The organism is Gemmiger sp. An194 (genome assembly GCF_002160145.1).
Classification (GTDB): domain Bacteria; phylum Bacillota; class Clostridia; order Oscillospirales; family Ruminococcaceae; genus Allofournierella.
Window position 1 is genome coordinate 76,587 of the sequence record NZ_NFKA01000012.1, and the last position, 24,527, is coordinate 101,113.

Annotated in this window: 33 protein-coding genes; 26 read left to right on the plus strand and 7 right to left on the minus strand. The window is 61.4% G+C overall.

The window, feature by feature from the left end:
* The first annotated feature begins 29 nt into the window (after positions 1-29).
* Both grcA3 and pflA read left to right on the plus strand, forming a co-directional pair.
* Positions 30-272, plus strand: a complete 243-nt coding sequence (gene grcA3, locus B5F28_RS08970) for an autonomous glycyl radical cofactor GrcA3 (protein WP_058964204.1) — start codon at positions 30-32, stop codon at positions 270-272.
* A gap of 1 nt (position 273) precedes the next feature.
* Positions 274-1,047 carry a pyruvate formate-lyase-activating protein gene (gene pflA / locus B5F28_RS08975; protein WP_087295385.1) on the plus strand — a complete coding sequence of 258 codons (774 nt, stop codon included), beginning with the start codon at positions 274-276 and terminating at the stop codon, positions 1,045-1,047.
* A gap of 76 nt (positions 1,048-1,123) precedes the next feature.
* Here the strand turns inward: pflA and B5F28_RS08980 are convergent, their stop codons facing one another.
* Both B5F28_RS08980 and B5F28_RS08985 read right to left on the minus strand, forming a co-directional pair.
* Positions 1,124-1,552 carry an ImmA/IrrE family metallo-endopeptidase gene (locus tag B5F28_RS08980; RefSeq protein WP_143424722.1) on the minus strand — a complete coding sequence of 143 codons (429 nt, stop codon included), beginning with the start codon at positions 1,550-1,552 and terminating at the stop codon, positions 1,124-1,126.
* A gap of 16 nt (positions 1,553-1,568) precedes the next feature.
* Positions 1,569-1,898: a helix-turn-helix domain-containing protein gene (locus B5F28_RS08985; protein ID WP_087183834.1), complete on the minus strand. Its 330-nt coding sequence runs from the start codon at positions 1,896-1,898 to the stop codon at positions 1,569-1,571.
* 262 nt (positions 1,899-2,160) lie between these two features.
* Here B5F28_RS08985 and B5F28_RS08990 point away from each other — a divergent pair, with 262 nt between their 5' ends.
* The 19 genes from B5F28_RS08990 to B5F28_RS09075 all read left to right on the plus strand — a co-directional run bounded on the left by B5F28_RS08990 (position 2,161) and on the right by B5F28_RS09075 (position 14,040).
* The gene (locus tag B5F28_RS08990; protein WP_087295389.1) at positions 2,161-2,469 is read left to right on the plus strand and encodes a hypothetical protein; all 309 of its coding nucleotides are present in this window, start codon (positions 2,161-2,163) and stop codon (positions 2,467-2,469) included.
* The gene (locus B5F28_RS08995; protein ID WP_087295391.1) at positions 2,466-2,903 is read left to right on the plus strand and encodes a hypothetical protein; all 438 of its coding nucleotides are present in this window, start codon (positions 2,466-2,468) and stop codon (positions 2,901-2,903) included. The genes B5F28_RS08990 and B5F28_RS08995 overlap by 4 nt, the downstream gene beginning before the upstream one ends.
* A gap of 194 nt (positions 2,904-3,097) precedes the next feature.
* Complete coding sequence (locus tag B5F28_RS09000) at positions 3,098-3,325, plus strand: terminase small subunit (RefSeq protein WP_087295393.1); 228 nt, start codon at positions 3,098-3,100, stop codon at positions 3,323-3,325.
* Positions 3,312-4,568 carry a PBSX family phage terminase large subunit gene (locus tag B5F28_RS09005; RefSeq protein WP_087295395.1) on the plus strand — a complete coding sequence of 419 codons (1,257 nt, stop codon included), beginning with the start codon at positions 3,312-3,314 and terminating at the stop codon, positions 4,566-4,568. The genes B5F28_RS09000 and B5F28_RS09005 overlap by 14 nt, the downstream gene beginning before the upstream one ends.
* Before the next feature lie 33 nt (positions 4,569-4,601).
* Complete coding sequence (locus B5F28_RS09010) at positions 4,602-4,808, plus strand: hypothetical protein (RefSeq protein WP_087295397.1); 207 nt, start codon at positions 4,602-4,604, stop codon at positions 4,806-4,808.
* Positions 4,805-6,181, plus strand: coding sequence for a hypothetical protein (locus B5F28_RS09015; protein WP_087295399.1), 1,377 nt, complete (start codon positions 4,805-4,807; stop codon positions 6,179-6,181). Before B5F28_RS09010 ends, B5F28_RS09015 begins: the two co-directional genes overlap by 4 nt.
* An 82-nt stretch (positions 6,182-6,263) precedes the next feature.
* The gene (locus B5F28_RS09020) at positions 6,264-6,755 is read left to right on the plus strand and encodes a phage scaffolding protein (protein ID WP_087295401.1); all 492 of its coding nucleotides are present in this window, start codon (positions 6,264-6,266) and stop codon (positions 6,753-6,755) included.
* Between the two features lie 101 nt (positions 6,756-6,856).
* A complete protein-coding gene (locus tag B5F28_RS09025; protein WP_087295403.1) occupies positions 6,857-7,729 on the plus strand; it encodes a hypothetical protein in 873 nt (290 codons plus the stop codon).
* Positions 7,730-7,733: 4 nt separating this feature from the next.
* A complete protein-coding gene (locus tag B5F28_RS09030; RefSeq protein ID WP_087295405.1) occupies positions 7,734-8,096 on the plus strand; it encodes a hypothetical protein in 363 nt (120 codons plus the stop codon).
* The gene (locus B5F28_RS09035; RefSeq protein WP_087295407.1) at positions 8,087-8,530 is read left to right on the plus strand and encodes a hypothetical protein; all 444 of its coding nucleotides are present in this window, start codon (positions 8,087-8,089) and stop codon (positions 8,528-8,530) included. The genes B5F28_RS09030 and B5F28_RS09035 overlap by 10 nt, the downstream gene beginning before the upstream one ends.
* Positions 8,531-8,544: 14 nt before the next feature.
* Positions 8,545-9,003 carry a hypothetical protein gene (locus tag B5F28_RS09040; protein WP_087295409.1) on the plus strand — a complete coding sequence of 153 codons (459 nt, stop codon included), beginning with the start codon at positions 8,545-8,547 and terminating at the stop codon, positions 9,001-9,003.
* Complete coding sequence (locus B5F28_RS09045) at positions 8,981-9,487, plus strand: hypothetical protein (RefSeq protein ID WP_087295411.1); 507 nt, start codon at positions 8,981-8,983, stop codon at positions 9,485-9,487. The genes B5F28_RS09040 and B5F28_RS09045 overlap by 23 nt, the downstream gene beginning before the upstream one ends.
* Before the next feature lie 69 nt (positions 9,488-9,556).
* Complete coding sequence (locus B5F28_RS09050; RefSeq protein ID WP_087295413.1) at positions 9,557-10,006, plus strand: hypothetical protein; 450 nt, start codon at positions 9,557-9,559, stop codon at positions 10,004-10,006.
* Positions 10,003-10,566 carry a Gp15 family bacteriophage protein gene (locus B5F28_RS09055; RefSeq protein ID WP_087295415.1) on the plus strand — a complete coding sequence of 188 codons (564 nt, stop codon included), beginning with the start codon at positions 10,003-10,005 and terminating at the stop codon, positions 10,564-10,566. Before B5F28_RS09050 ends, B5F28_RS09055 begins: the two co-directional genes overlap by 4 nt.
* A gap of 16 nt (positions 10,567-10,582) precedes the next feature.
* Entirely contained in the window at positions 10,583-12,433 is a 1,851-nt protein-coding gene (locus B5F28_RS09060; RefSeq protein ID WP_087295417.1) for a phage tail protein, read from the plus strand.
* A gap of 119 nt (positions 12,434-12,552) precedes the next feature.
* Complete coding sequence (locus tag B5F28_RS14740) at positions 12,553-12,720, plus strand: phage tail tube protein (protein WP_158097560.1); 168 nt, start codon at positions 12,553-12,555, stop codon at positions 12,718-12,720.
* A gap of 278 nt (positions 12,721-12,998) precedes the next feature.
* The gene (locus tag B5F28_RS09065; protein WP_143424723.1) at positions 12,999-13,289 is read left to right on the plus strand and encodes a phage tail tube protein; all 291 of its coding nucleotides are present in this window, start codon (positions 12,999-13,001) and stop codon (positions 13,287-13,289) included.
* A 78-nt stretch (positions 13,290-13,367) separates the two neighbouring features.
* Positions 13,368-13,706, plus strand: a complete 339-nt coding sequence (locus B5F28_RS09070) for a hypothetical protein (RefSeq protein WP_087295421.1) — start codon at positions 13,368-13,370, stop codon at positions 13,704-13,706.
* Between the two features lie 43 nt (positions 13,707-13,749).
* Positions 13,750-14,040 carry a Gp15 family bacteriophage protein gene (locus B5F28_RS09075; protein WP_247643453.1) on the plus strand — a complete coding sequence of 97 codons (291 nt, stop codon included), beginning with the start codon at positions 13,750-13,752 and terminating at the stop codon, positions 14,038-14,040.
* A gap of 77 nt (positions 14,041-14,117) precedes the next feature.
* Here the strand turns inward: B5F28_RS09075 and B5F28_RS09080 are convergent, their stop codons facing one another.
* The 3 genes from B5F28_RS09080 to B5F28_RS09090 all read right to left on the minus strand — a co-directional run bounded on the left by B5F28_RS09080 (position 14,118) and on the right by B5F28_RS09090 (position 16,064).
* Positions 14,118-14,681, minus strand: coding sequence for an SHOCT domain-containing protein (locus B5F28_RS09080; protein ID WP_087295426.1), 564 nt, complete (start codon positions 14,679-14,681; stop codon positions 14,118-14,120).
* Positions 14,682-14,694: 13 nt separating this feature from the next.
* Entirely contained in the window at positions 14,695-15,303 is a 609-nt protein-coding gene (locus tag B5F28_RS15135; protein WP_247643450.1) for an SHOCT domain-containing protein, read from the minus strand.
* Between the two features lie 185 nt (positions 15,304-15,488).
* The gene (locus tag B5F28_RS09090; RefSeq protein ID WP_087295428.1) at positions 15,489-16,064 is read right to left on the minus strand and encodes an SHOCT domain-containing protein; all 576 of its coding nucleotides are present in this window, start codon (positions 16,062-16,064) and stop codon (positions 15,489-15,491) included.
* Between the two features lie 116 nt (positions 16,065-16,180).
* Between B5F28_RS09090 and B5F28_RS09095 the strand changes: the two genes are divergently transcribed.
* Positions 16,181-17,056 carry a hypothetical protein gene (locus B5F28_RS09095; RefSeq protein WP_087295431.1) on the plus strand — a complete coding sequence of 292 codons (876 nt, stop codon included), beginning with the start codon at positions 16,181-16,183 and terminating at the stop codon, positions 17,054-17,056.
* 56 nt (positions 17,057-17,112) lie between these two features.
* Here B5F28_RS09095 and B5F28_RS14895 read toward each other — a convergent pair whose 3' ends face one another.
* Together B5F28_RS14895 and B5F28_RS14900 are read right to left on the minus strand one after the other, a co-directional pair.
* Positions 17,113-17,700, minus strand: coding sequence for an SHOCT domain-containing protein (locus B5F28_RS14895; RefSeq protein ID WP_206423067.1), 588 nt, complete (start codon positions 17,698-17,700; stop codon positions 17,113-17,115).
* A gap of 171 nt (positions 17,701-17,871) precedes the next feature.
* Entirely contained in the window at positions 17,872-18,477 is a 606-nt protein-coding gene (locus B5F28_RS14900; protein WP_247643451.1) for an SHOCT domain-containing protein, read from the minus strand.
* Positions 18,478-18,714: 237 nt separating this feature from the next.
* Here B5F28_RS14900 and B5F28_RS09110 point away from each other — a divergent pair, with 237 nt between their 5' ends.
* The 4 genes from B5F28_RS09110 to B5F28_RS15140 all read left to right on the plus strand — a co-directional run.
* Positions 18,715-20,649 carry a phage tail protein gene (locus tag B5F28_RS09110; RefSeq protein ID WP_087295433.1) on the plus strand — a complete coding sequence of 645 codons (1,935 nt, stop codon included), beginning with the start codon at positions 18,715-18,717 and terminating at the stop codon, positions 20,647-20,649.
* Positions 20,639-21,076, plus strand: a complete 438-nt coding sequence (locus B5F28_RS09115; protein WP_247643452.1) for a hypothetical protein — start codon at positions 20,639-20,641, stop codon at positions 21,074-21,076. Before B5F28_RS09110 ends, B5F28_RS09115 begins: the two co-directional genes overlap by 11 nt.
* A complete protein-coding gene (locus B5F28_RS09120) occupies positions 21,076-22,977 on the plus strand; it encodes a hypothetical protein (protein ID WP_087295435.1) in 1,902 nt (633 codons plus the stop codon). The genes B5F28_RS09115 and B5F28_RS09120 overlap by 1 nt, the downstream gene beginning before the upstream one ends.
* On the plus strand, positions 22,974-24,527 hold a 1,554-nt coding region (locus tag B5F28_RS15140), incomplete at its 3' end, for a collagen-like triple helix repeat-containing protein (protein WP_087295437.1). The genes B5F28_RS09120 and B5F28_RS15140, both read left to right, overlap by 4 nt.

Genomic DNA, 24,527 nt, shown 5'->3' on the forward strand with positions numbered 1-24,527 from the left:
TTCCCCAAGTGAAAAGGAGTGTATTCACTATGAAGATCAGCGATTCTCAGATCGACAACCTGGTTGGCCTGCTGGACGGCTACGCCGAAAAGGGCGGCCATCACCTGAACGTGAACGTGTTCACCAAGGAGACCCTGCTGGATGCGCAGGCCCATCCCGAAAAGTACCCCCAGCTGACCGTGCGCGTGTCCGGCTACGCGGTGAACTTCAACAAGCTCACCAAGGAGCAGCAGGATGAGGTCATCAGCCGTACCTTCCACGAAGGCATGTAAGATGGAAGCCGAACAAACCGCGCCGCTCACCGGGCGCATCCATTCGGTGGAAAGCTTCGGCACCGTGGACGGGCCGGGCATCCGGTTCGTGGTGTTCTTTCAGGGCTGCCCCATGCGGTGCGCCTTCTGCCACAACCCGGACACCTGGGCCTTTTCCGGCGGCCAGATGATGACCGCCGACCAGCTGCTGGACCAGTACGAGAAGAACAAGAGCTTTTATAAGGGCGGCGGCATCACCGCCACCGGCGGCGAACCGCTGGCCCAGCTGCCCTTTCTCACCGAGCTGTTCCAAAAGGCAAAGCAGCGGGGCGTCCACACCTGCCTGGATACAAGCGGCATCTTTTACACCGACAAGAAAAAGGACCAGTTCGCGGACCTCTTCGCGGTCACCGACCTGGTGCTGCTGGACTTCAAGCACAGCGACGAGGCGGGCCACAAGGCCCTGACCAGCCAGCCCCAGGCCCCGGTTCTGGCCTTCGCCGCCGCGCTGGAGGCAGCGGGTGTGCCCATGGTGGCCCGTCATGTGGTAGTGCCCGGCCGCACCGACGGTGAAGAGCACCTGCACCGGCTGGGCCGGATGCTGGGCGGCTACCGAAACCTGAAGGGTCTGGAGGTGCTGCCCTACCATACCATGGGTGTGAACAAATACAAGGCTCTGGGCCTTACCTACCCCCTGGAAGGGGTGCCCGCCCTGGAAAAGGCAGCCGCCGCCAACGCCCGGCAGATCCTGCTGGACGAGATCCGCGCCGTGCGCACCGGGCAGGCCAAGCCCTGACCGTTTCTTCAAAACAGAAAAATCCCCCCGAACGGCAGATGTGCCGTTCGGGGGGATTTTTTGTTGTGTGATTGATTCAGGGGCATTGCAGCCGCAGGCCCCGGCGCTGGGTGTAGTATTCCAGTGCGTCCCGCACCGTTTTTTCCGGCCAGCCGGTGGCCTCCGCCAGCTGCCAGGGCTCGGTGTAGCCGTCCGCCACCAGCGCCTGCAATTCCGAAAAGGGCAGGTAGTGCTCGTAGTGCCAGCGGTTGGCCCGGTCCTCGTGCTGGGCCACCAGCTCGAAGGGGCTGTGCACCGCGTGGGTGGCCCCGGTGGCGCAGTGGCCCACCTCATGGGCCAGCGCGGCAGCGTAGTCCGCCATGGTCTCGAACTGGTCAAAGTCCAGAAAAATGCCGTAGCGGCCGTCCATTTCCAGGGTGGCGGCGTCTGCAAAGCCGATGGAATAGGGAATCAGCGCCACGCCCAGTTGGCGCGCGTCCTGATAAATCGTTGCCAATGATACCATGCGGCCCTCCCGGCGGTCAGTTCCCGCTGCCATGCTGCTGGGCCAGCTTGAACAGTCGCGCCATTTCCAGTAATTTTTGCTTGTTTTCCTCGGTCAGGTCCTTGCTTTCGTTGTGCAAGGCATAGGTGAAGTCGTCGAAGGTGACGGTGGGCATACCGTAAAGATAGTTCATGTCCACCCCGAACAGGGCCGCAATGGCCTCCATGGTGGCGGTGTCCGGCTCGCGCTCGCCCCGCTCATACATGCTGATGGCGCTGCGGCTGATGCCCAGACGCTCGGCCAGCTGGGGCTGGGTGAGCCCCTTCTGCAGCCGAAGCTGCTTTAAGATGGATGCAAATTGACCCATACGATCGACTCCTTTCCGGTTTCTGTATTGATGATAGCACGAAATGTGGATTTTGTAAAGAAAATATTCACAAATGGTGTTGACACGATTCGTGAATTGATGTAGAATGAATCCACCGAAGAAACCGGAAGATTTTTCCATAAAATCCGGTTCGGTGTATTTTTTTATTTTATAAAGACACGAAACGTGACTTTATAAAAAGAATTATTTATTATACCACAAAAAGTGCCCGATATCTCGGGCCGCAAAGGAGGGCGATGCGGTGGGAAGCTGGCAGGGCCTCGGGCCGAACCGGGGCCGCTTTGTGAACGGGGCCGACGGCTTTGCCGTCGCCTGCCGGGACTGCGGTATCCTGCAATGGGATGAGCGGGCGGCAGAGGCGGCGGAGTTCAGGGCCATGCTGGTGGAATGGTATTTTTCCGGCAACTGGATCTGGAAGGAGGACGAGCATGAACACGAAATGGACCTGGCGGAGCTGCGAGCGCTGCCAATGGAAGCGGGACGGCGAGGGCAACTGCCTGCTGCCGGTGTGTATGAAGCAGGTGTACAGAGGGAGGAAAAAGCGGAATGAACAGCAGAGCCGAGACTTTGGAATTTTTGCGCAGTTACCAGACCCAGCTGCACGAGGCACGTCTGGTGAGCGAGCAGCTGCGGGAGCTGGAAGCGGTGATCACCCGGATCACCCCCTATCTTGGCCAGGGGGTGCAGGTGGTGCGGGGGCCGAATCTGCATAAGCTGGAGCAGAGCGTGGAGCGGCTGGAGGCGCTGCGGGGTGAATTGGCCCAAAAGCTGGACGCGGCGGCCAAGGCCCAGGCCCGGGTGGTGGTGGCCATCGAGCTGCTGGAGGACGAGCGCACCCGCCAGATGATGCGGGCACGCTATCTGCTGGGCAAGACCTGGGTGGAGATTGGCCAGATGCTGGACATGGACGAGCGCTGGCTGCGCCGCCAGCATGATCGGGCGCTGAAGTGCATCTGTATGGGGGAAGCGCACCCGGCGGCATGAAACCGCGAAAAGCCCGGTCAAAAGGCAAAATTGACCCGGAAAACCCGGAAAAAAACAGGATTTGACCCTGGAAAGCCCGGTTCGACCCGTGCTATCCTGTATCATGAGGAAAGTAGGCGGCGGGGCCCGGAACAAAAACCGGGCTCCCCGCCTTTTTCCATCCCTATTTTACAGAGAAAGGAGTGTGAGTGCCGATGGCCGCGCGCAAAAAAGAGGACCCCGCCCAGCGGCTGCGCCAGGAGCTGATGGCTATTGCCATGGGGGAAAAGGCCTACCCGGAATACGGCAAGAACGGCGAGGAGATGATGCAGCTGCCCAGCCTTGCCAGCCGGATGAAGGCCATGGAGATGCTGGCAAAGCTGCTGGATGCCCCGACGGCCCAGCCCGTGCCCCGGGTGGTGCTGGTGGATGACATCCAGTGAACGCCGGGCGCTGGGCGGGCTGATCGCCCCGGCCTTCCATGAGGCCCACAAGGCGGTGCGCCGGGGTCAGGTGGGGGAGCTGGTGCTCACCGGCGGGCGGGGCAGCGCCAAGAGCAGCTATGCGGCCATTGAGCTGCTGGTGCAATTGATGCGCCGCCCGGACTGCCACGCCGTCGCCCTGCGCCGGGTGGGCCGAACCCTGCGCACCAGCGTGTGGAGCCAGCTGCTCTGGGCGCTGGAGCGGATGGGCCTGGACGGGGAATTCGAGCCCAATGTAAGCCGGATGGAGCTGGTGCGAAAAACCACCGGCCAGTGCGTCTGGTGCTTCGGGCTGGACGACGCGGCCAAGCTGAAGAGCATCAAGCCACCCTTCGGGTACATCGGCGCGGTCTGGTTTGAGGAGCTGGACCAGTTCTCCGGACCGGACCAGGTGCGCAGCGCCGAGCAGAGCCTGCTGCGGGGTCAGGGGCAGAGCCTTGTGATCAAGAGCTTCAACCCGCCCCCGCTGCCCTCCAGCTGGGTCAACCGGTATGTGCGCCAGCCAAAGCCCGGCATGCTGGTGGTCCATTCCGACTACCGAAGCCTGCCGCCCCACTGGCTGGGCGAGCGCTTTCTGCAGGAGGCAGAGCATCTGCGGCTCACCAACGAGCGGGCCTACCGCCATGAATACCTGGGTCAGGTGGTGGGCAGCGGCAGTCTGGTGTTCGAGAATGTGAAGCTGGTCCCCATCCGGGAGGAGGAGATCGCACGGCTGGAGCGGCGCTACCATGGGGTGGACTGGGGCTGGTTCCCGGACCCCTGGGCCTTCAACAGCTGCGGCTACGATGCCGCCCGGCGGGTGCTGTACATCTTCGACGAGGCCACCCGCCGCCGCACCTCCAACGCGGACACCGCCCGCATCCTGCTGGAAAAAGGCGTCTGCGCGGGGGACAGCGAGACCCTCATTGCGGACAGCGCCGAGGAGAAAAGCTGCCGGGATTACCGGTCGATGGGCCTGCCCTGCCGGGGGGCGGAAAAGGGCCCCGGCAGCGTGAAGGCGGGCATGAAGTGGCTGCAAAGCCTGGCCCAGATCCGCATCGACCCGGCCCGCTGCCCGGACACCGCCAAGGAGTTCAGCGAATACGAGTACGACCGGGACCGCTCCAGCGGCCAGGTGCTGGAGGGCTACCCGGACCGGGACAATCACCACATCGACGCGGTGCGCTACGCCACCAGCCGCATCTGGCGGCGGGCGGGGGGCTGAGCCGCGCCGGAAAAACAGGAAAGGAGAGAGATCATGCACAAATGGAAGGAATGGTTCTGGCAGCGCTTTCTGCCTGAGTGGGCGCGGGACCAGCTGATGCGGGAGAACGCGGCCCTGCGGGCCAGAGAGGACCGGCTGAACCGGGAGATCGAGCGGCTGGAGGCCTACATCCAGGGCATGCAGGCCGGGGTGCGGGCCCGCAACCGGCTGGCCGCCCGCAGCTGGGAGGTGGAGGAATGAGCGTGCTCGGCGCCGCTCTGGGGCGGCAGATTTGCAGCTTTGCCCAGGCCTACCCCGGCGCGCGGGACTGCACCACCGCCGCCATGAACGCCGCCATTGAGGACTGGTTCCGCCTTTACTTTGACCGGGAGGTGACCGACGAGGAGGACCCCTGCCAGCGGCTGCCCTACACGGTGGTGAGCAAGCTGAGCCGCAGCTGCTTTGCCGAGTACCGGGCCGCTGCCGACGGGGGTGAGCCCTTTGTGGCCGGGGTGCTGGCCGGGCTGGATGGGGTGCGCCGCAAGGCCATGCAGCTGGCGCTGATCGGGGGCGAGGCCTGGCTCAAGCCGGTGCCGGGGCCCGGGGGCTTTGGTTTTTCGGTGATGCGGCGGGACATGGTCACGGTGCTGGGCCGCTCGCCGGACGGCGAGGCCACCGCCCTGGGCAGCGCGGAGCTGACCATGGAAAACGGAAAGTTTTATACCCTTTTGGAACGCCGCAGCCTGGATGAGGCGGGCCGTCTGGTGATCGAGAACAAACTCTTTTGCAGCTGGGACGGCCAGAGCATCGGCACGCCGGTGGGGCTGTCCGCCCTGCCCCGGTACGCGGCGCTGGAGCCCAAGGCGGTGGTGGGCGATGTGGGCGGTCTTGGCCTTGTGAGCCTGCGCCTGCCGCTGGAAAACTGCGTGGACGGCAGCCCCGACCCGGTGAGCGTGTACGCCGCGGCGGCGGGGCTGATCCACAACATCAACCGCAACGAGCGCCAGCTGGACCGGGAGTTCGACCACGGCGAGAGCCGGGTGTTCGCCTCGGCGGACCTTTTGGACAAGCGCAAGAACGGCCGTCCGGTGCTGCCGCCCGGCCTTTTCGTGGGCATCGACGACGACATTGCCAACACCGGCGTGACCGTCTTCGCCCCCACCCTGCGGCAGGAGAGCTTTTTGGCCCGCAAGCGGGAGTACCTGCGCAATCTGGAAAGCCTGATCGGCTTAAAGCGGGGCATTCTGGGCGAGGTGGAGGCCGCACAGCGCACCGCCACCGAGGTGACCAGCAGCCAGGGCGACTACAGCCTGACCATTCAGGAGCTGCAGCAGCTGTGGGAGAGCGCGGTGCGCCGGGCGGTGGCCCTCTGCGGCAGGCTGGGCAGGCTGTACCGGATTCCCGGCGCCTTCCAGCCGGACCCGGCGCGGGCGGTGCGCATCGACTGGGGCAACGGCGTTCTGTTCGATAAGGACAGGGAATGGGCCGACACCCTGCAGCTGGTGAACGCCGGGCTGCTGAAGCCGGAGATCGCCCTGGCCTGGAAATACAGTCTGCCCTGGGAGACCGACGAGGATCTGGCCCGGGTGCGGCAGCGGCTGATGCCCGAAAAAAAGACCCCGAACAACTTATAAAAAAGGCTTGTGGCCCCCCAGGGGCGGCGGGCCTTTTGTTTTGCCCGAAAACTAGCGGAACAAAGAAAGGAGAAGAACAAAAATGCAGGAGTGGCTGAAGGAGCTGCTGGGCGAGGCGTACACCCCCCAGCTGGAGGAATCGCTGACCGCCGCGCTGGCCCAGCGCTTTGTGAACAAGGAGGAGCTGGACGCCCGGCAGGCCAAATGGAAGACCGAGCTGGAAACCGCCCGCGCCCAGGTTGCCGACTGGAAGCAGCAGGCCGAGCAGGCCCGCAAGTCGGCGGAGGAGCAGGTGGCGGCGGCCCGCTTTGACGCGGCGCTGGACACCGCCATCGGCAGGGCGGGCGGCCGCAGCGAAAAGGCCATCCGGGCCCTGCTGGACCTGGAGGGCCTGCGCACCAGCGCCGACCCGGAGGGAGCCATCGCCGCCGCGCTGGAGCAGCTGGAGCAGGAAAACGGCTATCTCTTCGGCGGCATCACCCCGCCCCCCTACGCGGCGGGCACCGGTGCCAGCGCGCCCGGCGGCGAGCCGGATGAGGTGCTGCGCCGGGCCTTCGGGCTGGGCCGTGTCTGACCGGAGAACACCGGGGCCCCGGGGGCCTCCCGCGTTTTTGCCCCGCTGTTTTATAAAGTCTGAAATAAACAATTTGTATATATCAAGGAGGAAAATACACTATGGCTAACAAGATCACCACCGCAGGCAAATTCATCCCTCTGCTGGACGAGGTGTACCGCACCGTGTCCCTCACCGCCAAGCTGGACGGCCCCGAGGAGCTGGTGCGCCAGGGCGCCAACGCCAATGAGCTGATCATCCCCATGATTGAGCTGCAGGGCCTGGGCGACTACGACCGCAACAGCGGTTATGTGTCCGGCGACGTGACCCTGACCAACGAGACCGTGAAATGCAACTTCGACCGGGGCCGCATGTTCACCGTGGACAACATGGACGACGCGGACAGCGCCGGCATCGCCTTCGGCCGTCTGGCGGGCGAGTTCATCCGCACCAAGGTGGCCCCCGAGCTGGACGCCTTCCGCTTCGCCAGCTACGCCTCCAAGGAGGGCGTGACCCAGAAGGAGGAGACCCTCAGCGACGGCGCGGCGGTGCTGGCCGCCCTGCGCGTTGCCACCAACGCCATGGACGAGGCCGAGGTACCCATGGAGGACCGCCACCTCTTCATCACCCCCACCCTGGACGGCATGATCGCCGATCTGGACACCACCAAGAGCCGGGAGATCCTGTCCCGCTTTGCCAGCAAGACCCTGGTGCCCCAGACCCGCTTCTACACCGCCATCGACCAGAAGGACGGCCACACCGGCGGCCAGGAGGCGGGCGGCTACGCCAAGGCAGAAGGCGGCAAGGAGCTGAACTTCATGGTCATCCACAAGCCCGCCTTGATTCAGTTTGAAAAGCACGTGGCTCCCAAGATCGTGACCCCGGACCAGAATCAGGAGGCGGACGCCTACAAATACGGCTACCGCAACGTGGGCGTGGCCGACGTGTACAAAAACAAGCTGGCCGGCGTGTACGCCAGCAACAAGCCCGCTTGAGCCTATGGTGGAGTACGCATTTTACCGGGACGTTTGGGCCGGTGAGATGACCGAGCAGGAGTTCGCGGCGGCCGAGCGGGCCGCCGCGGCTCAGCTGGGGCGCTACAAGCGCATCTACCGGGTAACGGCCCCGGAGGAAAACAGCGAGGCCCTGGCGGTGTGCGCCATGGCCGAGGCGATCCACTTTTATGAAGCGGCGGAAAACGGCCAGCTGCTGTCCGGAATGCAGCTGGGCAGCCTGAGCCAGACCAGCGCCGCCCCCGCGCCGGATCTGAGCCCCGCCGCAAAAAGCAGGGAGCTCTACCGCTGCGCCGGGCTGTATCTGGACATCCGGCGAAATGAACAGGGGGTGGCGGCATGCGGCTGACCGGGGGCTTGCCGGACTATCGCTTCTGCACCCACACCGTCACGGTGTATCATGCGGCGTTCCGGCCGGAATTTTCCTGCCGCCGCACGGTGCTGAAAGGAGTCTGGCTGGATAAGCGAGATTCCGGCGGGGCGGATGCAATCGGCCCCACCGTCCAGCGGTACTGCTTTCTGCTGGCGCCCTGCGGCGGGCAGTGGCCCGTCTGGCGGCCCGGCGGCGAGGGCGCGCAGCCGGAGGAAAGCTGGTTCTCGCTGGAGCCGGGGGACCGGGTGCTGCCCGGCGAGGGCCCGGAAATCGAGACGGCGGACCAGTGGCGTGCCTTTGTGCCCGCGGCGGTGCCGGGCCTTGCGGTGATCCGCGAGGTGGCGGCCAAGCGGCTGGGCGGACAGGTGCGCCATGTGGAGGCCCAGACCGAATGGTACAAAAAATGGTAAAGGAGGGAAACAGCATGCTGGAACAGCTGCGCGAATGGCTGGAGAGCTGGCCCGGCTGGGACAGCACACCGCAAATTGCCATCGACGGGCTGGACCTGGCGGGCGGCGCGGTGTCACTGCGGCCGGGCGGCGCGTCCGAGAGCAGTTTTAAAGAAAACATCCTGGGCGGGGGCAGGCTTTCCACCAGCTACCGGTTCTGGCTGGAGCTGCGGCTGGAAAAGCCTGTGGGCGACCCCGGCGCGGGGCTGCACAATGCGGCCCTGGTGCTGGCTTTGCAGGACTGGGTGAACACCCAGAACGCCCGGGGCCGGGTGCCCCTGCTTTTTGAATCCGGCCGCCAGAGCCTGCGGGCCATGGGAGCCGGGCTGCAGCAGGCCGGGCCGGATGGCCTGGCCCGCTACCGGCTGGAGCTGGTGGCGGAACACATCACCGAACTGAAAGGAGAAACAGATGGAGAAGAACAAGAAGATTGAGCGCAAGTGGATGGCCCACTACATCGACGCCGCCGAGCCCGGCGCGCTGGAGGGCAGCCCCAACTATGTGCGGCTGGGCAAGGACCTGGAGGAGTACAGCCCCGAGCTGAGCGCCAACGTGGAAAAGACCCGGAACATTCTGGGCGAAACCAGCACCCTGGTGACCAGCTACGAGAAGAGCGGCAGCGTGGAGACCTACTACGCGGTGGTGGGCGACCCCCTGTTCGAGCGGCTGCAGGGCATCGTGGACGAGTGCAAGATCCTGGACGGCTGCAACACCACCGTGGTGGAGGTGCACATGTGGGAAGAGGAGGACCCGGAAAGCGGCTTCCCCGCCGTGAAGGACGACGCGGTCATCGAGGTGAGCAGCTACGGCGGCGACGCCAATGGCTACCAGATTCCCTTCAACATCCATTACAAGGGTGCGCCGGTGAAGGGCCACTTCAAGGCGGACACCAAGACCTTTACCCCGGCCGAGGAGTAAGCCGTTCCATCACTCCGCCCGGGCCGGAACCCTCGGCCCGGGCGCTTTTTTGAATCAGGAGGAATGAGAATGCAGGAATTGAACATCGACACCGGCGTGCGGGAATATCGGATCAACGGCGGCGGGGTGCTGCGCTTCAACCCCAGCGACCCCAACGTGTACAGCCGGTTTTTGCAGGCGGCGGACCGAATCGCCGCCATTGAACAGGAAATGGCCGAGGAGGGCCGCGCGGCCCAGGCCACCGGCCAGAAGGCGCTGGAGCTGCTGGCAAAGGCTGACCGGTCGGTGAAGGAGGTGCTGGCCTGGGTGTTCGGCGAGGAAAATGACTTCGACCGGCTGCTGGGCGGCGTAAACCTGATGGCAGTGGCCGCCAACGGCGAGCGGGTGGTGACCAATCTGTTCGCGGCGCTGCAGCCCCAGGTGCAGGCCGGGGCCGAGGCCTTTCTGAGCGCGAAGGCCGAAGCCCTTGCCGCCGCCGCGGATGCCCGGGAGGCCGCAAGGCGGGAGGCGGCCCGGTGACCGGCTGGGACCTGCCCGAGGCGCTGGAGATCGCCGGGCGCAGCGAGCCCATCCGGGCGGACTTCCGGGAGGTGCTGGAGGTCATCCGCCTGCTGGACGATGCCGCCGAGCCGCCCGAGGCGCGGGCCTTTCTGGCCATGGGGGTGTTTTACCGGAATTTTGCCGTCCTTCCCCCGGCGCTGCGCGGGCAGGCTATGGAGGCCATGCTCCGGTTTCTGGCGGGCGGCGAGGAGGACAGCGGCCCCGCCGGTCCCCGGCTGCTGGACTGGCAGCAGGATCTGCCCCTGATCGTGGCGGATGTGAACAAGGCGGCCGGGTGCGAGATCCGGGCGCTGCCCTTCGTGCACTGGTGGACTTTTCTGGCCTGGTTCGGGGCCATCGGGGAGGGGCAGCTGTCCGCCGTGGTGGCCATTCGGGACAAGCTGCGCCGGGGCAAAAAGCTGGAGGGCTGGGAGCGGGAATTTTATCAGCGCAACCGGGCCCGGGTGGACCTGAAGCCCCGCTACACCCCCGAGGAGCTGGCCGAGCGGGAGCGGCTGAACCGGCTGCTGAACGATTGAGAAAGGAGGGAAACGAATGGACAAGCAAACGACCTGGCTGGACCTGCTGGTGGGCGACGCCAGGCAGGCCGAGCGGGACACCCGCAGTACCGTGATGAAGCTGGCGGCGGATTACCGAAAATTGGGGCTGGATCAGTCCGCCGCGCTGCGGCTGGCCTGGCAGCAGGTGAAGGCCGCGCAGGACGAGGCCGCATCCAGCGCCGGGCAGCTGCTGCAGGTGATGCAGGGGCAGCTGGGCGGGCTGGGCCAGGTGCTGGCGGGCTTTGCCGAGGGGCTGCGCAAGGTGGCCGAGGGGGTGCGCTGGCTGCTGTTCGGTGACGAGGCAGCTCCGGCCGAGGCGCTGGCCAAAAGCAGCCGGGATGCCGCCAAGGGCCAGCAGACCCTGACCAAGAGCACCAAGGCCGCCGCCAAGGCGGTGGCCCGCACGGTGCTGGGCATCGACGAGCTGAATCTGGTGCAGCAGCAGGCGAGCAGCGGGGGCGGTTCCTCTTCCGGCGGCAGCGGCGGCACGGCGGGCGAAGAGGTGGACGAGGTGCAGAAAAAATGGATCGGCCTTGTGAACCTGCTTCGCCCGGTGCTGGACGAAGTGAACCGGCTGTTCGCCCCCAGCATCGCGGCCTGGAGCAAGGCCTTCGGCCAGCTGGCCCGGGCCGCCCAGAGCGCCTGGGCTCTCATCCGGGACAGCGCCCTGGAATTGTGGGACACCGCCCTGCGTCCGCTGGGGGAATATCTTCTGGGGGAGTTCATCCCCAATATCGTGAACGCCTTTTCCGAGACCTTCGCCCCCGTCGTGGGCGCGGTGGGCGAGCTTTTTCTGGAGCAGTTCGCCCAGAACTTCTCGCTGGGCTGCCAGCTGGTGGGCGACGCCATCCAGAATTATCTGATGCCGCTGCTGGGCTTTTTGCAGCAGGTGGTGCAGGATATGCTGGCCGCGGTGAGCGAGGCCTGGGCGGTGTACGGCCAGCCCATTCTGGACCGGCTGGCCCAGGGCTTTGAGCAGCTGCGGAACTGGGTGCAGACGCTCTATTACGAGCTGATCCGCCCGGTGTTGGATGAGCTGATGACCCGGCTGCAGGAGCTGTGGGAGGAGCATCTGGCCCCTTTGTGGGAAAACCTGACCCTTTTGTTCGGCGCGGTGATGGAGCTGATCGCCATGTTGTGGACCGATGCCCTTCTGCCGCTTTTGCAGAACATCACCGATCTTTTTGCGCCGGTGGTGGCTGCGGCAGTGCAGTACGTTGTGGACAGCTTCTTCAACGGGCTGGGGACCATCGCCAAGGTGGCGGACGGCATTGCCGGCGTGCTGCGCGGGCTGTGCGAGTTCGTGAGCGGTGTATTCACCGGCGACTGGGACCGGGCCTGGCATGGCCTGAGCAACATCTTTGAAAGCGTGTGGGACACCATGGTCGGCGTGGCAAAGCAGGGGGTGAACGGCATCATCGACCTGGTGAACGCCATGCTGCGGGCGCTGACCGGCGGCATGAACGCGGTGATCGACCGGCTGAACGGCATCGGGGTGGAGATCCCCTCCTGGGTGCCGGACTACGGCGGCCAGCGCTTTGGCGTGAACCTGCCCCGGGTGCCGGAATACCAGATTCCCCGGCTGGCAAAGGGCGCGGTGCTGCCCGCCAACCGGCCATTCCTGGCAGTGGTGGGCGACCAGCGGCGGGGCACCAACGTGGAGGCCCCGCTGGAGACCATCCGCCAGGCGGTGGCGGACGTGCTGGGCGGCGCGGGTGCGGCTCAGTTGTATGTGAGCCAGCCCATTGAGGTGAAGCTGGACGGCCAGGTGCTGTACCGCGCCATGGCGAAGATCGAGGCCAACCGGGGCGCGCGCATCGGCGGCGCCTTCGCCGAGGCCTATTGACCAGGATGCAGGAAAGGAGGTGGTGACTATGGAGGGGCAGGCCCCGGCGGGGGCGAAGCAGGACCGAACAAAAATCAATCGAACAAAACAACAATTACACAAAAAAGGAGAACTGAATTATGGCTATGAATACCGGCGTTTATCCCGTATACGAAAACAAGTTTAAGGTGGGCACCGAGGGCCGTGCAAGCGAAGAGGGCGATATGGTCGCCATTGCCGAGCTGGAAACCTTTGAGGTGAGCATCGACGGCAACACCGTGGAGTGGAGCCCGATGGAGATGGGCTGACTCGGAATAGGGCGGCACTGGTTTTGGCTTAGGGGTTTGGCGCATAGGCACATCGCAGCGGGCTTGGAAATACACCAAGTATTCCGCGCGCCCGCTTCAATGGCCTCTGCATCCAAACCCCGGCGCCAAAACTGCAAAGCACCCACGGCCCGGCGATTTTGCTGCAAATGCAAGGAAAAACGGCGAAGGCACCCTTGGTGGTTGTCGAGCCGTTTTGACGCAGTCAGTTGCACAAAATCGCCAGTCCGTGGGCAGCGCCGCCCTATTCCGAGTCAGCCATGGGTTGGCTGCGCCGAATGGTGACCGGCAAAGCACTGACCATTACCCTTACCGGCAAGCGCTGCCTGGGCGATGCGGGCAACGATTACGTTGCCCAGAGCGCCTGGGCCACCGGCGACGGCTGCGCCAGCAAGTTTGAGTGGGAGTTCCCCAGCGGCGCAAAGCTGGCCTTCGACTGCGTGCTGAACGTGACCAACCCCGGCGGCGGCGAGAGCCGCGATGTGGCCATTCTGGAGGTGGAAGTGATGAGCGACGGCAAGCCCACCTTCACCCCTGCACTGGAAGGCTGACCGACAGCCCGAGGAAAACCGAAAACGCCCGGGGGCCATCTGCCCCCGGGCACTGATTGAAAAAGGAGTGTAAAACAAATGGCAAAACTGTATACCCTGGACGAAAAGCTGCTCACCGACGCCCCGGAGATCCGGGTAAAGGACAAGCTGTACCCGGTGGACAACCGGCAGAAAACCGTGCGCAAGCTGATGCAGATCAACACCGACCAGATGGACGGCAGCCAGGTGAGCGAGCAGATGGACCAGACCCTGAAGCTGGCCCTGGGCGAGAAAGCCTTTGCGGAGATCGACAAGATGGATCTGCCCTTTCCCGCCTATCAGAAGCTGTTCGAGCTGGTGATGGCGGCCATGACCGGCGAGGAGGAGCAGGAGATGGAGCAGCGATTTCAGCAGGCAAAGCACAGCGCCCGGGCCTGAGTGGTATGATCTGGAATTTGACGCGCTGCTGATCGAGCAGAGCATCGCCAAGCAATATGGGGTGCTGCCCCATTTGCAGGGGGAGATGAGCTGGCCGGAGTGGAGCAAGCTGGTGAGCGGCCTGATGGACGACACCCCTCTGGGCCGGGTGGTGGCGGTGCGCAGCGAGCGGGACCGAAAAATGCTGGAAAAATTCACCCCACAGCAGCGGAAAATGCGCAGCGAGTGGGCAGCGTTCCGGGCCCGAAAGGCGGCCAAAGCCTTCACCGGCGAGCAGCTGCGCCGCCAGATGGACGATCTGGAGCAGATGATGGCAAAGGCGTTCGGCAGCTGACGAAAGGCAGAAAAAAGCCGCTCCCCGCAAAAAAGCGGGGAGCGGCAAAACAGGCGAAAGGGGGAGGGGAAAATCGTTCAGATCCCGAGCAGTTGGGCCTTCTTTTTTTCAAATTCTTCCTGGGTGATAACGCCAGCGTCGAGAAGTTCTTTGTAAGATTTTAAGGCCTGGATGGTATCAGTTTCGTTAGAGGAGTTTTCGTTGATGGGAGATGCTTTTGAGGAATAGACAAGATCGTCAAGAATATCGCGAATTCTGGAAATTACAACAGGCTTGTCTTGAATGTGGAAGGTGTCAGTCAGTCCAACAATATGCAAATGGGACCAGATGTCAGAACCGCCAAGTTCAAGGGTTTGTATCGCATTTAATGGCAGTACATCCAGTCTCTCAATAGTGCCATCTGTGTAATAAAAAAGAACGCGAATGTTTGTAATGACGAAAAAACCGGAGGTATTGTCAAAATGTTTGTTCGTCATTGAAATATCGATAGCAAAAAGGATGTTTTCGTTGTCGAGAAACTTTTCGTTTAGTTTTATAACCGCATATTTTGACCAATCCAACGACCATTTGCGGAAAGCCGAGGTAATGAAATTGCCGCCTTTCAGTTCGAGAGATTCGCTCAAGGCTTCTTCTAAAGTCATAATCTTTCCTCCCTTAGTTCAAGCCCAGCAGCTGCTTTTTCTTGGCGTCGAATTCTTCCTGGGTGATGGCGCCAAGGTCAAGCAGGCTTTTCAGATTCTTGATGGCTTCTGTGATCTGGTCCATGTTCTCGGCGGGATTGGTCTGGATGGGGGCAGCGGCTTCCGGCTCAGGTTGTGCATAGCGAAGCTCGTCAACGGCTTTTTTCAGCCGCTCCACAACCAGTAGTTCATCGTGAACTACAAAAACAACATTCCGCCCGTTTACGCGCAGATATGCTTCTTTGGGGTCGGTATCGTAGTACACATCTGTGATGTCGTCTGCGGAGATTTCATAAAAAGAGTGGTTTCCATCGTAATACTTGGAAAAAAGAATTCGACAATTGCTTACAACCAATATTCCACGCTGCCCTGAACCGGCAGAGTATGGATAAGCAATACGCCCAGCAGGGCAAACATTAACGGGCATGTATACTGCGGTTTTTATTTTTTCATCTGGAAGAAGCAAGGGGACACATGCGTCGTAAGCATTTGGCAAAGGCCGATAGTTTGTCTGCATGAGTTTGAATGCCAAGCTTTTACGGCGGAGATCACAAGTTTCGTTCAAGAAATCAATCAGTTCCACAAGAAGCCCTCCTCAAAGTGCTTGTATTGAATTCAGTATATCATATACGAAGCAGAAACGCATTGATAAGAATTAAAAAATGAGAGACCAGGATAAGGCGAAAGGAGATGATGCCTATGGGCGCGGCGGCGTAAAAGAAAAAGCCCCCTTTGGAACAAAGGGGGCGGAAAACGAAGGGAGGGGATTTATAAATTCAGCAGTTGGGCCTTCTTTTTTTCAAATTCTTCCTGGGTGATAACGCCAGCGTCGAGAAGTTCTTTATAAGATTTTAAGGCCTGGATGGTATCAGTTTCGTTAGAAGAAGGCTGCGTTTCTGCAGAAGCAGCTTTTTGCGACTGGTTGTAAATGGCAGTATCAATGGCTTCTTTTGCCAGACTGATAATTGCAGTTTTATGACCAACCGCAAACAATTCATTATGGCTGGAGATCGTTAAATCGGCGTAACGCTTATCTCCGGTAAGAGTAGCGGATTCGATGGAGGAGATGGGGATTTGCACAAATGCAGAGTGTTCGGGGTTACCGTCACAAACGAATACCCGTTGATCGGTAATTACGAAAACACCGTTTAATTGTGTGCCTAAGCTAGCTACGGAAACCAAATAGTAAAGAACAAACAGAATATCTTCGTTGGGAAGCAGTGCTCGTTTCACAGCATCGACGTGCCAGTCGGCGGGAACAAGCACGGCGGTATTCAGTTTGGAAAATATAGATTTTCCCCGAACGCAATCTATCGTTTTTTCCAGAGCTTCTTCAAAGGTCACGTATAAGTCCCCTCTCTTTATGGATTTGGTATTTATTATACCATAATGTGTGTAAACAGGATAGTCGATTTGATAAAAAGCAGGGATATTTAAAAATTTAAAGAAGGTGAGTGATTATGTCGGCAGAAAGCGAGGCAAAGAGCAGTAACATACTGCTTCGGGAGCAAAAAAAGTTGGTTGAAGAACTCAAGGAGAGATTTCAAGCATTACAGTATCAAGTTAAAGAAACCTATAAAACGCAAAAAGGCGAACTCAAGGGGGTGACAGATGGGACAAAAAGTCAGGAAAAAGCCACACAAGCGGTAACCGAAACGTTGAAAAAGCAAGCGGATGTGGTCGATAAAAACAAACAAAAGCTGGAAGAGATGATGAAAAAGGGAACGGAATCTCTGCAGCAAATCAAAAGTAAGGTTGGAGCAGTGACCGGTGCGATTTCCGCCATCGGCGGGCCGCTGGTGACCGGTGCGCTTGGTATGCTGGGCGGCGGGCTTGCCACCATGCTCAAGGAAAACGAAACCCTGAAGGCTTCGCTGGAAAGCGTGAAGTCCAGCCTGCAGGGTGCGTTCGCTCCGATTACCGAGGCGGTGCTGCCGCTGGTGGATACCTTCGCCCAGACCATCAGCGGTCTGGCCCAAACGGTGGCTCCGCTGCTGAGCAATGTACTGGGCAGTGTTAGCAAGGTCGTTGCGGGAATGCTTGGCGGCGTGGACCTGAGCGGTCTGCTTACGCCGCTCACCGCCGGGCTGGACGGCATCCTTGGCCTGTTCTCCAAGCTGGGGCAGGCCACCGGCACATGGATGCAGGGGCTGGACCTTTCCGGTCTGGCGGGCAGCTTCGCCGGTCTGGCATCGGCCATCGGACCGGTGGTCAAACCCTTCGCGAATGCCGTTCGGCTGACAAAAAAGCACGAAAAGAAACACACAGAAAAAGGGATGGGAGAGGTCGGCAGGATAAGGCGAAAGGAGATGATGCCTATGGGCGCGGCGGCGTAAAAAGAAAAAGCCCCCTTTGGAACAAAGGGGGGCGGAAAACGAAGGGAGGGTGATGGTTACAAGCCCAGCAGCTGCTTTTTCTTGGCGTCGAATTCTTCCCGGGTGATGATGCCGGAGTCGAGCAGTTCTTTCAGGCTTTTTAAGGCTTCTGCGGCCTGAGCCATATTATCAGATACCGAAGATTCGGATTCCGAGGATTCGGAATTTTGCGATTTGTCGTAAATCATCTGATTGATAAGGTCGCGGGCTTTTTCCATTAAAACATGCCGGTCGCTGTTAAGATGGAAGATGGAGGATTTTCCGTAAACACTTAAATGCGATGTGTTGTAGGAGCGGGTAAATTCAATGGATTCAATGGTATCCACCGGAATCTGATCTAAGGTCCAATTGTCTTTGTTAGGCCCGTAATAGTACAAAACACGTAGATTGGTAATGATCAAAATTCCCCAAAGACCACTGACCTTATCATGCGAGTCGCTTAAGTTGGTTCTGGAGGCAAATAAAACATCTTCGTTTTCCAGCAAAGAGGATTTGATTGCACGGATATCCCGAGGGAGAGGTTCAGCAAAAGCCCGCTTTACTTTGCTGAAAAGACCAGTAGAGATTACGTTAAGTGATTCTTCAAATGCTTGCTCCAGTGTCATGGAAAAACCTCCTTACTGTTTTGGAAACAGTATAGCATAGCGAAAATGGAATTTCAATGAAGGGGCCGGCCAGGATAAGGCGAAAGGAGATGATGCCTATGGGCGCGGCGGCGTAAAAAGAAAAAGCCCCCTTTGGAACAAAGGGGGCGGAAAACGAAGGGCGGGTGATAGTCACAAACCCAGCAGCTGCTTTTTCTTGGCGTCGAATTCTTCCTGGGTGATGGCGCCAAGGTCAAGCAGGCTTTTCAGATTCTTGATGGCTTCTGTGATCTGGTCCATGTTCTCGGCGGGATTGGTCTGGATGGGGGCAGCGGCTTCCGGCTCGGGTTGTGCATAGCGAAGCTCGTCGACTGCTTTTTTCAGACGCTCCACAACTGCCAGTTCATCGTGAATCACAAAAACGATGTTCCGGCCGTTTACACGTAGATATGCTTCTTTTGGGTCGGTATCGTAGTATACATCTGTGATGTCGTCTGCGGAGATTTCATAAGAAAAGGAGCGTTTATCAGAATAGCGGCAGAAGAAAATGCGCGCATTGCTTACCATGAGGGTGCCATAGACTTCGTCGCTTGGATTATATCTGTAGCTAGCGAAACCAGCCGGATAAAAGCTTGCAGCCATACGGCAGGCAAATGTGATGCTTTCGCTTGGAAGGAACATTGAAAGACAAGCATCATACTCTTGACGGAAAGGACGGTAAAGTGCACCAGTAAGCTTGAACATGAAGTTTTTTCGACGAAGCTCATAGGTCTCATTCAAAGCATCAATCAGTTCCATGAAGCGGCCTCCTAAAGTACTTGTTTAATAATTAGTATAGCATACAGGTCGTGAAAATCAATGGAAGAAATATCGTGATGTAGTAACGCTATAGAGCAAGAATGTGAGGTGACATTTTTGATAAATATTGCTGACATTAAGTTGGAAAATAAGCTTTTAGAACAACAGAAAAAATTAGTGGAAACACTAAAAGACGCTTATAAAAGCAGCTTTGATGCGCAGCGGGAAGCAATGGGAATGGAGAAAAAATTTTCTCAGGAGGCGCAGAAAGCTACCGAGCTGCAAACGAAGGCGCTGGAGAAGCAGAAAGATGCGATTGATGAAAGCAAGGAAAAGCTGAACCAGTGGGCGGTGAGGGCTGAGCAGTCAATGAAAAAGCTGCAAAGCGGAATGAGCGGTCTGGGCAAGGGTATTGCCGCCATCGGCGGGCCGCTGGTGACCGGTGCGCTTGGTATGCTGGGCGGTGGACTTGCCGGTATGCTCAAGGAAAACGAAGCCCTGAAGGCTTCTTTGAAAAGCGTACAGACCAGTCTGCAGGGCGCGTTCGCTCCGATTGCCGAGGCGGTGCTGCCGCTGGTGGATACCTTCGCACAATCGATCGCGAATGTGGCGCAGGCTGCGGCACCATTTGTCAACTCCTTTGTCCAGATGATCGGCAGTCTGGTTCAGACGGTGACCCCGCTGCTGAACGGAGTGATGGGAGGAATCGGTGAAGCGCTTTCCGGCGTGGACCTGAGCGGTCTGCTTACGCCGCTCACCGCCGGGCTGGACGGCATCCTTGGCCTGTTCTCCAAGCTGGGGCAGGCCACCGGCACATGGATGCAGGGGCTGGACCTTTCCGGTCTGGCGGGCAGCTTCGCCGGTCTGGCATCGGCCATCGGACCGGTGGTCCAGCTGGCCATGGGCGGCCTTGCCTGGGCCTGGCAGAACGTACTTCTGCCCCTGAGCGGCTGGGCCATCCAAAGCGTTGCCCCGGCGTTTTTCGATCTGCTGAGCGCGGCGATGCAGGCACTGAACCCCATTGTGGAGGCGTTCCAGCCCTTCGCCCAGTTCTTATGGGAAAGCTTTTTGCAGCCCCTGGCCGAATGGACCGGCGGCGTTGTGGTGAGCGTGATTGAGGGCATCGTGAACGGTCTGACCCTGTTCTCCGCCTGGATCAGCGAGAACATGGAGATGGTGCAGCTGATCGTGACGCTGGTGGGCTCCTTTGCGGCGGCCTGGGTACTGGTGAACACCGCCCTTGCGGTGTGGAACGTGATCAGCCTGGTGGCCACTGCGGGAGCCACAGCCCTGGGTGCGGCGGTGGCGTTCCTCACCTCGCCGGTCACGCTGACCATTGCGGGAATTGCGGCGCTGATTGCCATTATCGCGCTGCTGATCACCCACTGGGATCAGGTGAAGCAGGCGGGCACAGCCGCGCTGCAGTTCCTTCAGGAAGTATGGGCGGCGGCCTGCGAGTGGTTCAATACGGTCGTGGTGCAGCCGCTCGCCGCGCGGTTCAGCATGTTCTGGCAGACCGTGCAGAATCTGGCCCAGCTGGCGTTGAGTAAGCTGCAGGCCCTCTGGGGTACGCTGTGCGGCTGGATGCAGCGGCTTGTGATCGACCCGCTGACCAGTAGGTGGACCGAATTCAAGGATATTCTGCTCAACCTGTGGGACGGCATCGCGGGCGGTGTGCGCGGAGCGGTGAATTCCATCATCGGCTTTGTGAACGGCATGATCCGCGGAGCAGTGGAGGGCGTGAACACCGTGATCCGGTTGTTAAACGGCATCAGTTTCGCGATTCCCGATTGGGTGCCGGAGATCGGCGGCATGACCTTCGGGTTCGACATCCCCACCGTGAGCGCGCCCCAGATCCCCATGCTGGCAAGGGGCGGTGTGATCCGCCAGCCGGTGCTGGCCATGATGGGCGAGTACGCGGGTGCGGCCACGAACCCGGAGATCGCCGCGCCGGAAAGCCGCCTGCGGGAATTGATGGCCGAGCAGAACGGCCCGGTGCTGGCGGCGATCTTGCAGCTGGCCCAGGCGGTGAGCAGCGGCGGCGCGCGGGAGCTGGTTGCAAATCAGCCCATCGAGGTCAAGCTGGACGGCCAGGTGCTGTACCGCGCCATGGCGAAGATCGAGGCAAACCGGGGCGTAAAGATTGGAGGTGCGTTCGCAAATGCCTATTGATTTGAAGGAAAACAAGGGCTTTATCTATCTGGGGGCCACGCCCCAGACCGACCGGAGCAATTATGCCATTGCGGCGCCTTACCCCACCCAGGGCAAGGCGCCTTTTACTACCAGCCGCATGGTGGATTCGGCCCGCAACGCCCAGGGCACCATGGTGGGCCGGATGGTGGGCCGCAGCGTGGATAAGCAGGAGCTGGGCTGGCAGACCATCAGCCCCGAGCTGTGGTGGGAGATGAACCGCTGGTTTGAGGACGGTCACTTCACTTTTTATTGCCACTATTTCAGCCATAACCTGGGCCGGTGGGAAACGCGGATGTTTTACCTCAGCGATGTGACCTGCAGCCCGGTGAACGTGGACGCGGCCACCGGAATGCCGGAATACTACGAGGATGCCAGCTTCAGCGTGGTGGATTGCGGGGTGATCTGATGCAAAAGGTGAGCGATGCCTACCGGCAGGAGATGACAAAGCCGGTGCTGGGCGCGGCAAAGCTGGCCGTGACCCTGAGCGTGGTGGACGAGGACGCGGCCCCCGGCGCGGCGGACAAAAGCGAGGGGCAGGCCTACTGGTCCAGTGTGGAAAGCGCCCTCACCCAGGACGGCGCGCAAAAGCGCAGCTACGCCACCTTCGAGCCGGGGCGCTGGAAGGCGGACGGCACTCTGCGCATTGCGGACGAGCCCGGCGGCGCACTGCTGACCGAGGGCTATGTGAGCGAGGCGATGAGCGGGGCGGACGGCCGGTTTGCGGCTCCGCCGGTGCTGGCGCTGGAATTTGAAACGCCGGTGAGCGTTCCGGCGCTGAGCTTCCGGTTCGACCAGGTGGCGGAGGAATGGTGCACCGCGCTGACCGTGACCGCCTGGAAGGGGGAAGTGCAGCTGGTGCAGCGGCAGGTGCAGCCCACGGCGGTGGAGCACCGGGAGACGGTGCAGATCGACCGGTTCGACCGGCTGGAGATCCGCTTCGAGGCCACCAGCCAGCCCTTTCGCCGGGCGCGGCTGACCCGGCTGATGTTCGGCATGGAGCTGGTGTTCGGTCAGGCCGAGCTGACCGAGGCGGCCCAGACCATGGAGGTGGACCCCATCGGCCGCAGGCTGCCCACCGGGGAGTTCAGCTTCTCGGCGGTGAACGTGAACCTGCTCACCGGTAGCCAGAACGGCCTCTATGACCCGGACAACCCCCAGGGCATCTGGAAGTATTTTGAGCAGCGCAACCCCATCACGGTGCGCTACGGCCAGCAGCTCACCGGCGGGATGCACTGGGGCGACGCGGCGGCCATGGAATGGGATGACCTGCTCCCCACCGGCTGGCGGGAGCTGTACCAGGGCGGCTTTGTGGAATGGATGCCCGGCGGGCGGTTTTATCTGACCGGTCAGCCCACGGTGGAGGGGCTGTATGCAAAATTCTCCGCCACCGACGCGCTGAGCCTTCTGGACGGTACCTATTACAAGGGCGTGTGGGACGGCGCGCCCCACAGCCTGTGGGAGCTGGCCACCGCGGTGCTGGAGGACGCGGACCTGCCCCGCCGCAGGCAGGACGAGCAGCCCTGGGCCCTGTGGGAGGGCTTGAAGCAGATCACCACCACCGCGCCGCTGCCGGCAAAGCAGCACCGGGAATGCCTGCAGCTGATCGCTCACGCGGCCTGCTGCCTTTTGTATGCCGACCGGGAGGGCGTGATCCGCATCCAGCCGGATGAGAGCAGCCAGACCGGGGTGTGCATCGGGCTTTCGGCCATGCTGGAAAGCGCGCCCAAGGTGGAAAAGACCGCGAGCCTCTTGCGGGTGGAATGCCCGGCCACCGTGTACACCCCGACGGAAAAGGAGAGCCAGCTGCACAAGGGAACCTACCAGGTGGACGGCCAGCTGACGCTGCACCTGACCTGGAACCAGGCGGCGGATATCCGGGTGGAATGCGAGGGCGCTCAGGTGACCAGCCAGGCACTGTATGCCGCCGCGGGCGACCTGGTGCTGGAGGGCAGCGGCACGGCCACCCTGATCGTGAGCGGCAAAAAGCTGGAGACCAGCTGCCAGAACGCGGTGGCCCCGGTGCCCGACGCGGACGAGAACGGCACCGCGGAAACGCTGGACAATCCGCTCATCACCGAGCTGGACCGGGCGCTGGCGGTGGCAGCCTGGGTGCGGGAGCATCTTTTGCGCCGCAGCACCTACACCTGCTCCACCCGGGGCAACCCGGAGCTGGACCCCGCCGACCGGGTCCTGCTGGACACCCAATGGGAAACGGCCGCCCCGGCCCAGGTGCTGAAAAATCAGCTCACCTACACCGGCGGCGGATTGAAGGGAGAAATGATCTTGAAACGGGGGAACGAAGCATGAGAAAAAGCCAGAATTATCAGCTGCGCCTGCCGGAGCGGCTGGCGGAACGAAACGACCCGGCGGACATCGACGATCTGACCTACGACATGGAGGTCATTGACCGGGAGCTGAAGCAGCAGGCAAACAAGGATGCCGAGCTGGACGATCTGAAGGCCAGCCGCACCGAGCTGAACGCCCACGCCGCGGCCTCGGTGCTGGCCCACCCGGACGGCAGCGTGACCGATGAAAAAATCGGTCTGCGCACCGTGGGCGGGGTGAGCAACAAGCTGCAGGCGCTGCTGACTCTGATCGGCCAGCAGATCGCCGGGGTGAAGGGCGCGGATGCCTGGAACGACAGCCCGGCCATTACCCTGGCGGCGGCAAAGCAGACGCTGGACGCGCACAAGGCCGCGGCCGACAGTCTGCGGGAGGATTTTGATGCCCACGCGGCCAGCAAGGCCAATCCCCACGCCGTGACCAAGGCGCAGGTTGGGCTTGGCAACGTGCCCAACCTGACCACCAACGACCAGACGCCTACCTACACCGAGGCCGCCAGCCTGGAGCTGCTGGCCAGCGGTGAGAAGCTGTCCACCGCCTTCGGCAAGCTGGCAAGGGCGCTGCGCAGCCTGAGCGGGCATCTTCTGGCGCTGGATAACCCCCACGGGGTGACCAAAAGCCAGGTGGGTCTGGGCAATGTGACCAACGACGCCCAGGTCAAGCGCAGCGAGATGGGCAAGGCCGGGGGCGTGGCCACCCTGGACTCCGGCGGCAAGGTGCCTGCCAGCCAGCTGCCCAGCTTTGTGGACGATGTGCTGGAATACGCCGGCAAGGGCGCCTTCCCGGCCACCGGTGAGGCGGGCAAGATCTATGTGGCGCTGGATACCAATCTCACCTGGCGCTGGAGCGGCACCGCCTATGTGGAGATCAGCAAGAGCCTGGCCCTGGGCGAAACCGCCTCCACCGCCTATGCGGGCGACAAGGGCAAGGCGCTGGCGGAGGGTCTGTCCGCCACCAAAGCAACCGTGTCTGCCAACACCGCCGCCCGCCACAGCCACACCAACAAAACCGTGCTGGACAAGATCACCGATGCCATGCTCACCGCCTGGAACGGAGCGATCAAGACCCTGCGCATCGGCAGTGTGACCAGCGGCAGCACCGCTTCGGCCAGCATCGCCCAGACCGGAAGCGAGGGTGTGCTGAATCTGGTGCTGCCCAAGGGCGACAAGGGTGAAAAAGGCGACAAAGGCGACCCCGGGCAGGACGGCCGGGACGGCGCCACCGGCCCCACCGGACCACAGGGGCCGCAGGGAGCCACCGGCCCCACCGGCCCGGCAGGCCCCAACCTGGTGAGCAAGAACACCCAGGTGAGCGGCTTTTCCACCGGGCAGGTGCTGTATGTGAACGGCAGCGTGGTGGGTGCCAAGACCCTGACGGCAGCGGGCATCGGCGCGGCGGCAGCCAGCCACACCCACAGCTACGCGGGATCGATCATAACGGGAGGACCTGCTTACAGCGCAGAGAAACTGGCCGACAGAGTTCTTCTTACGATCGGAAATGCATCGCATTATTTT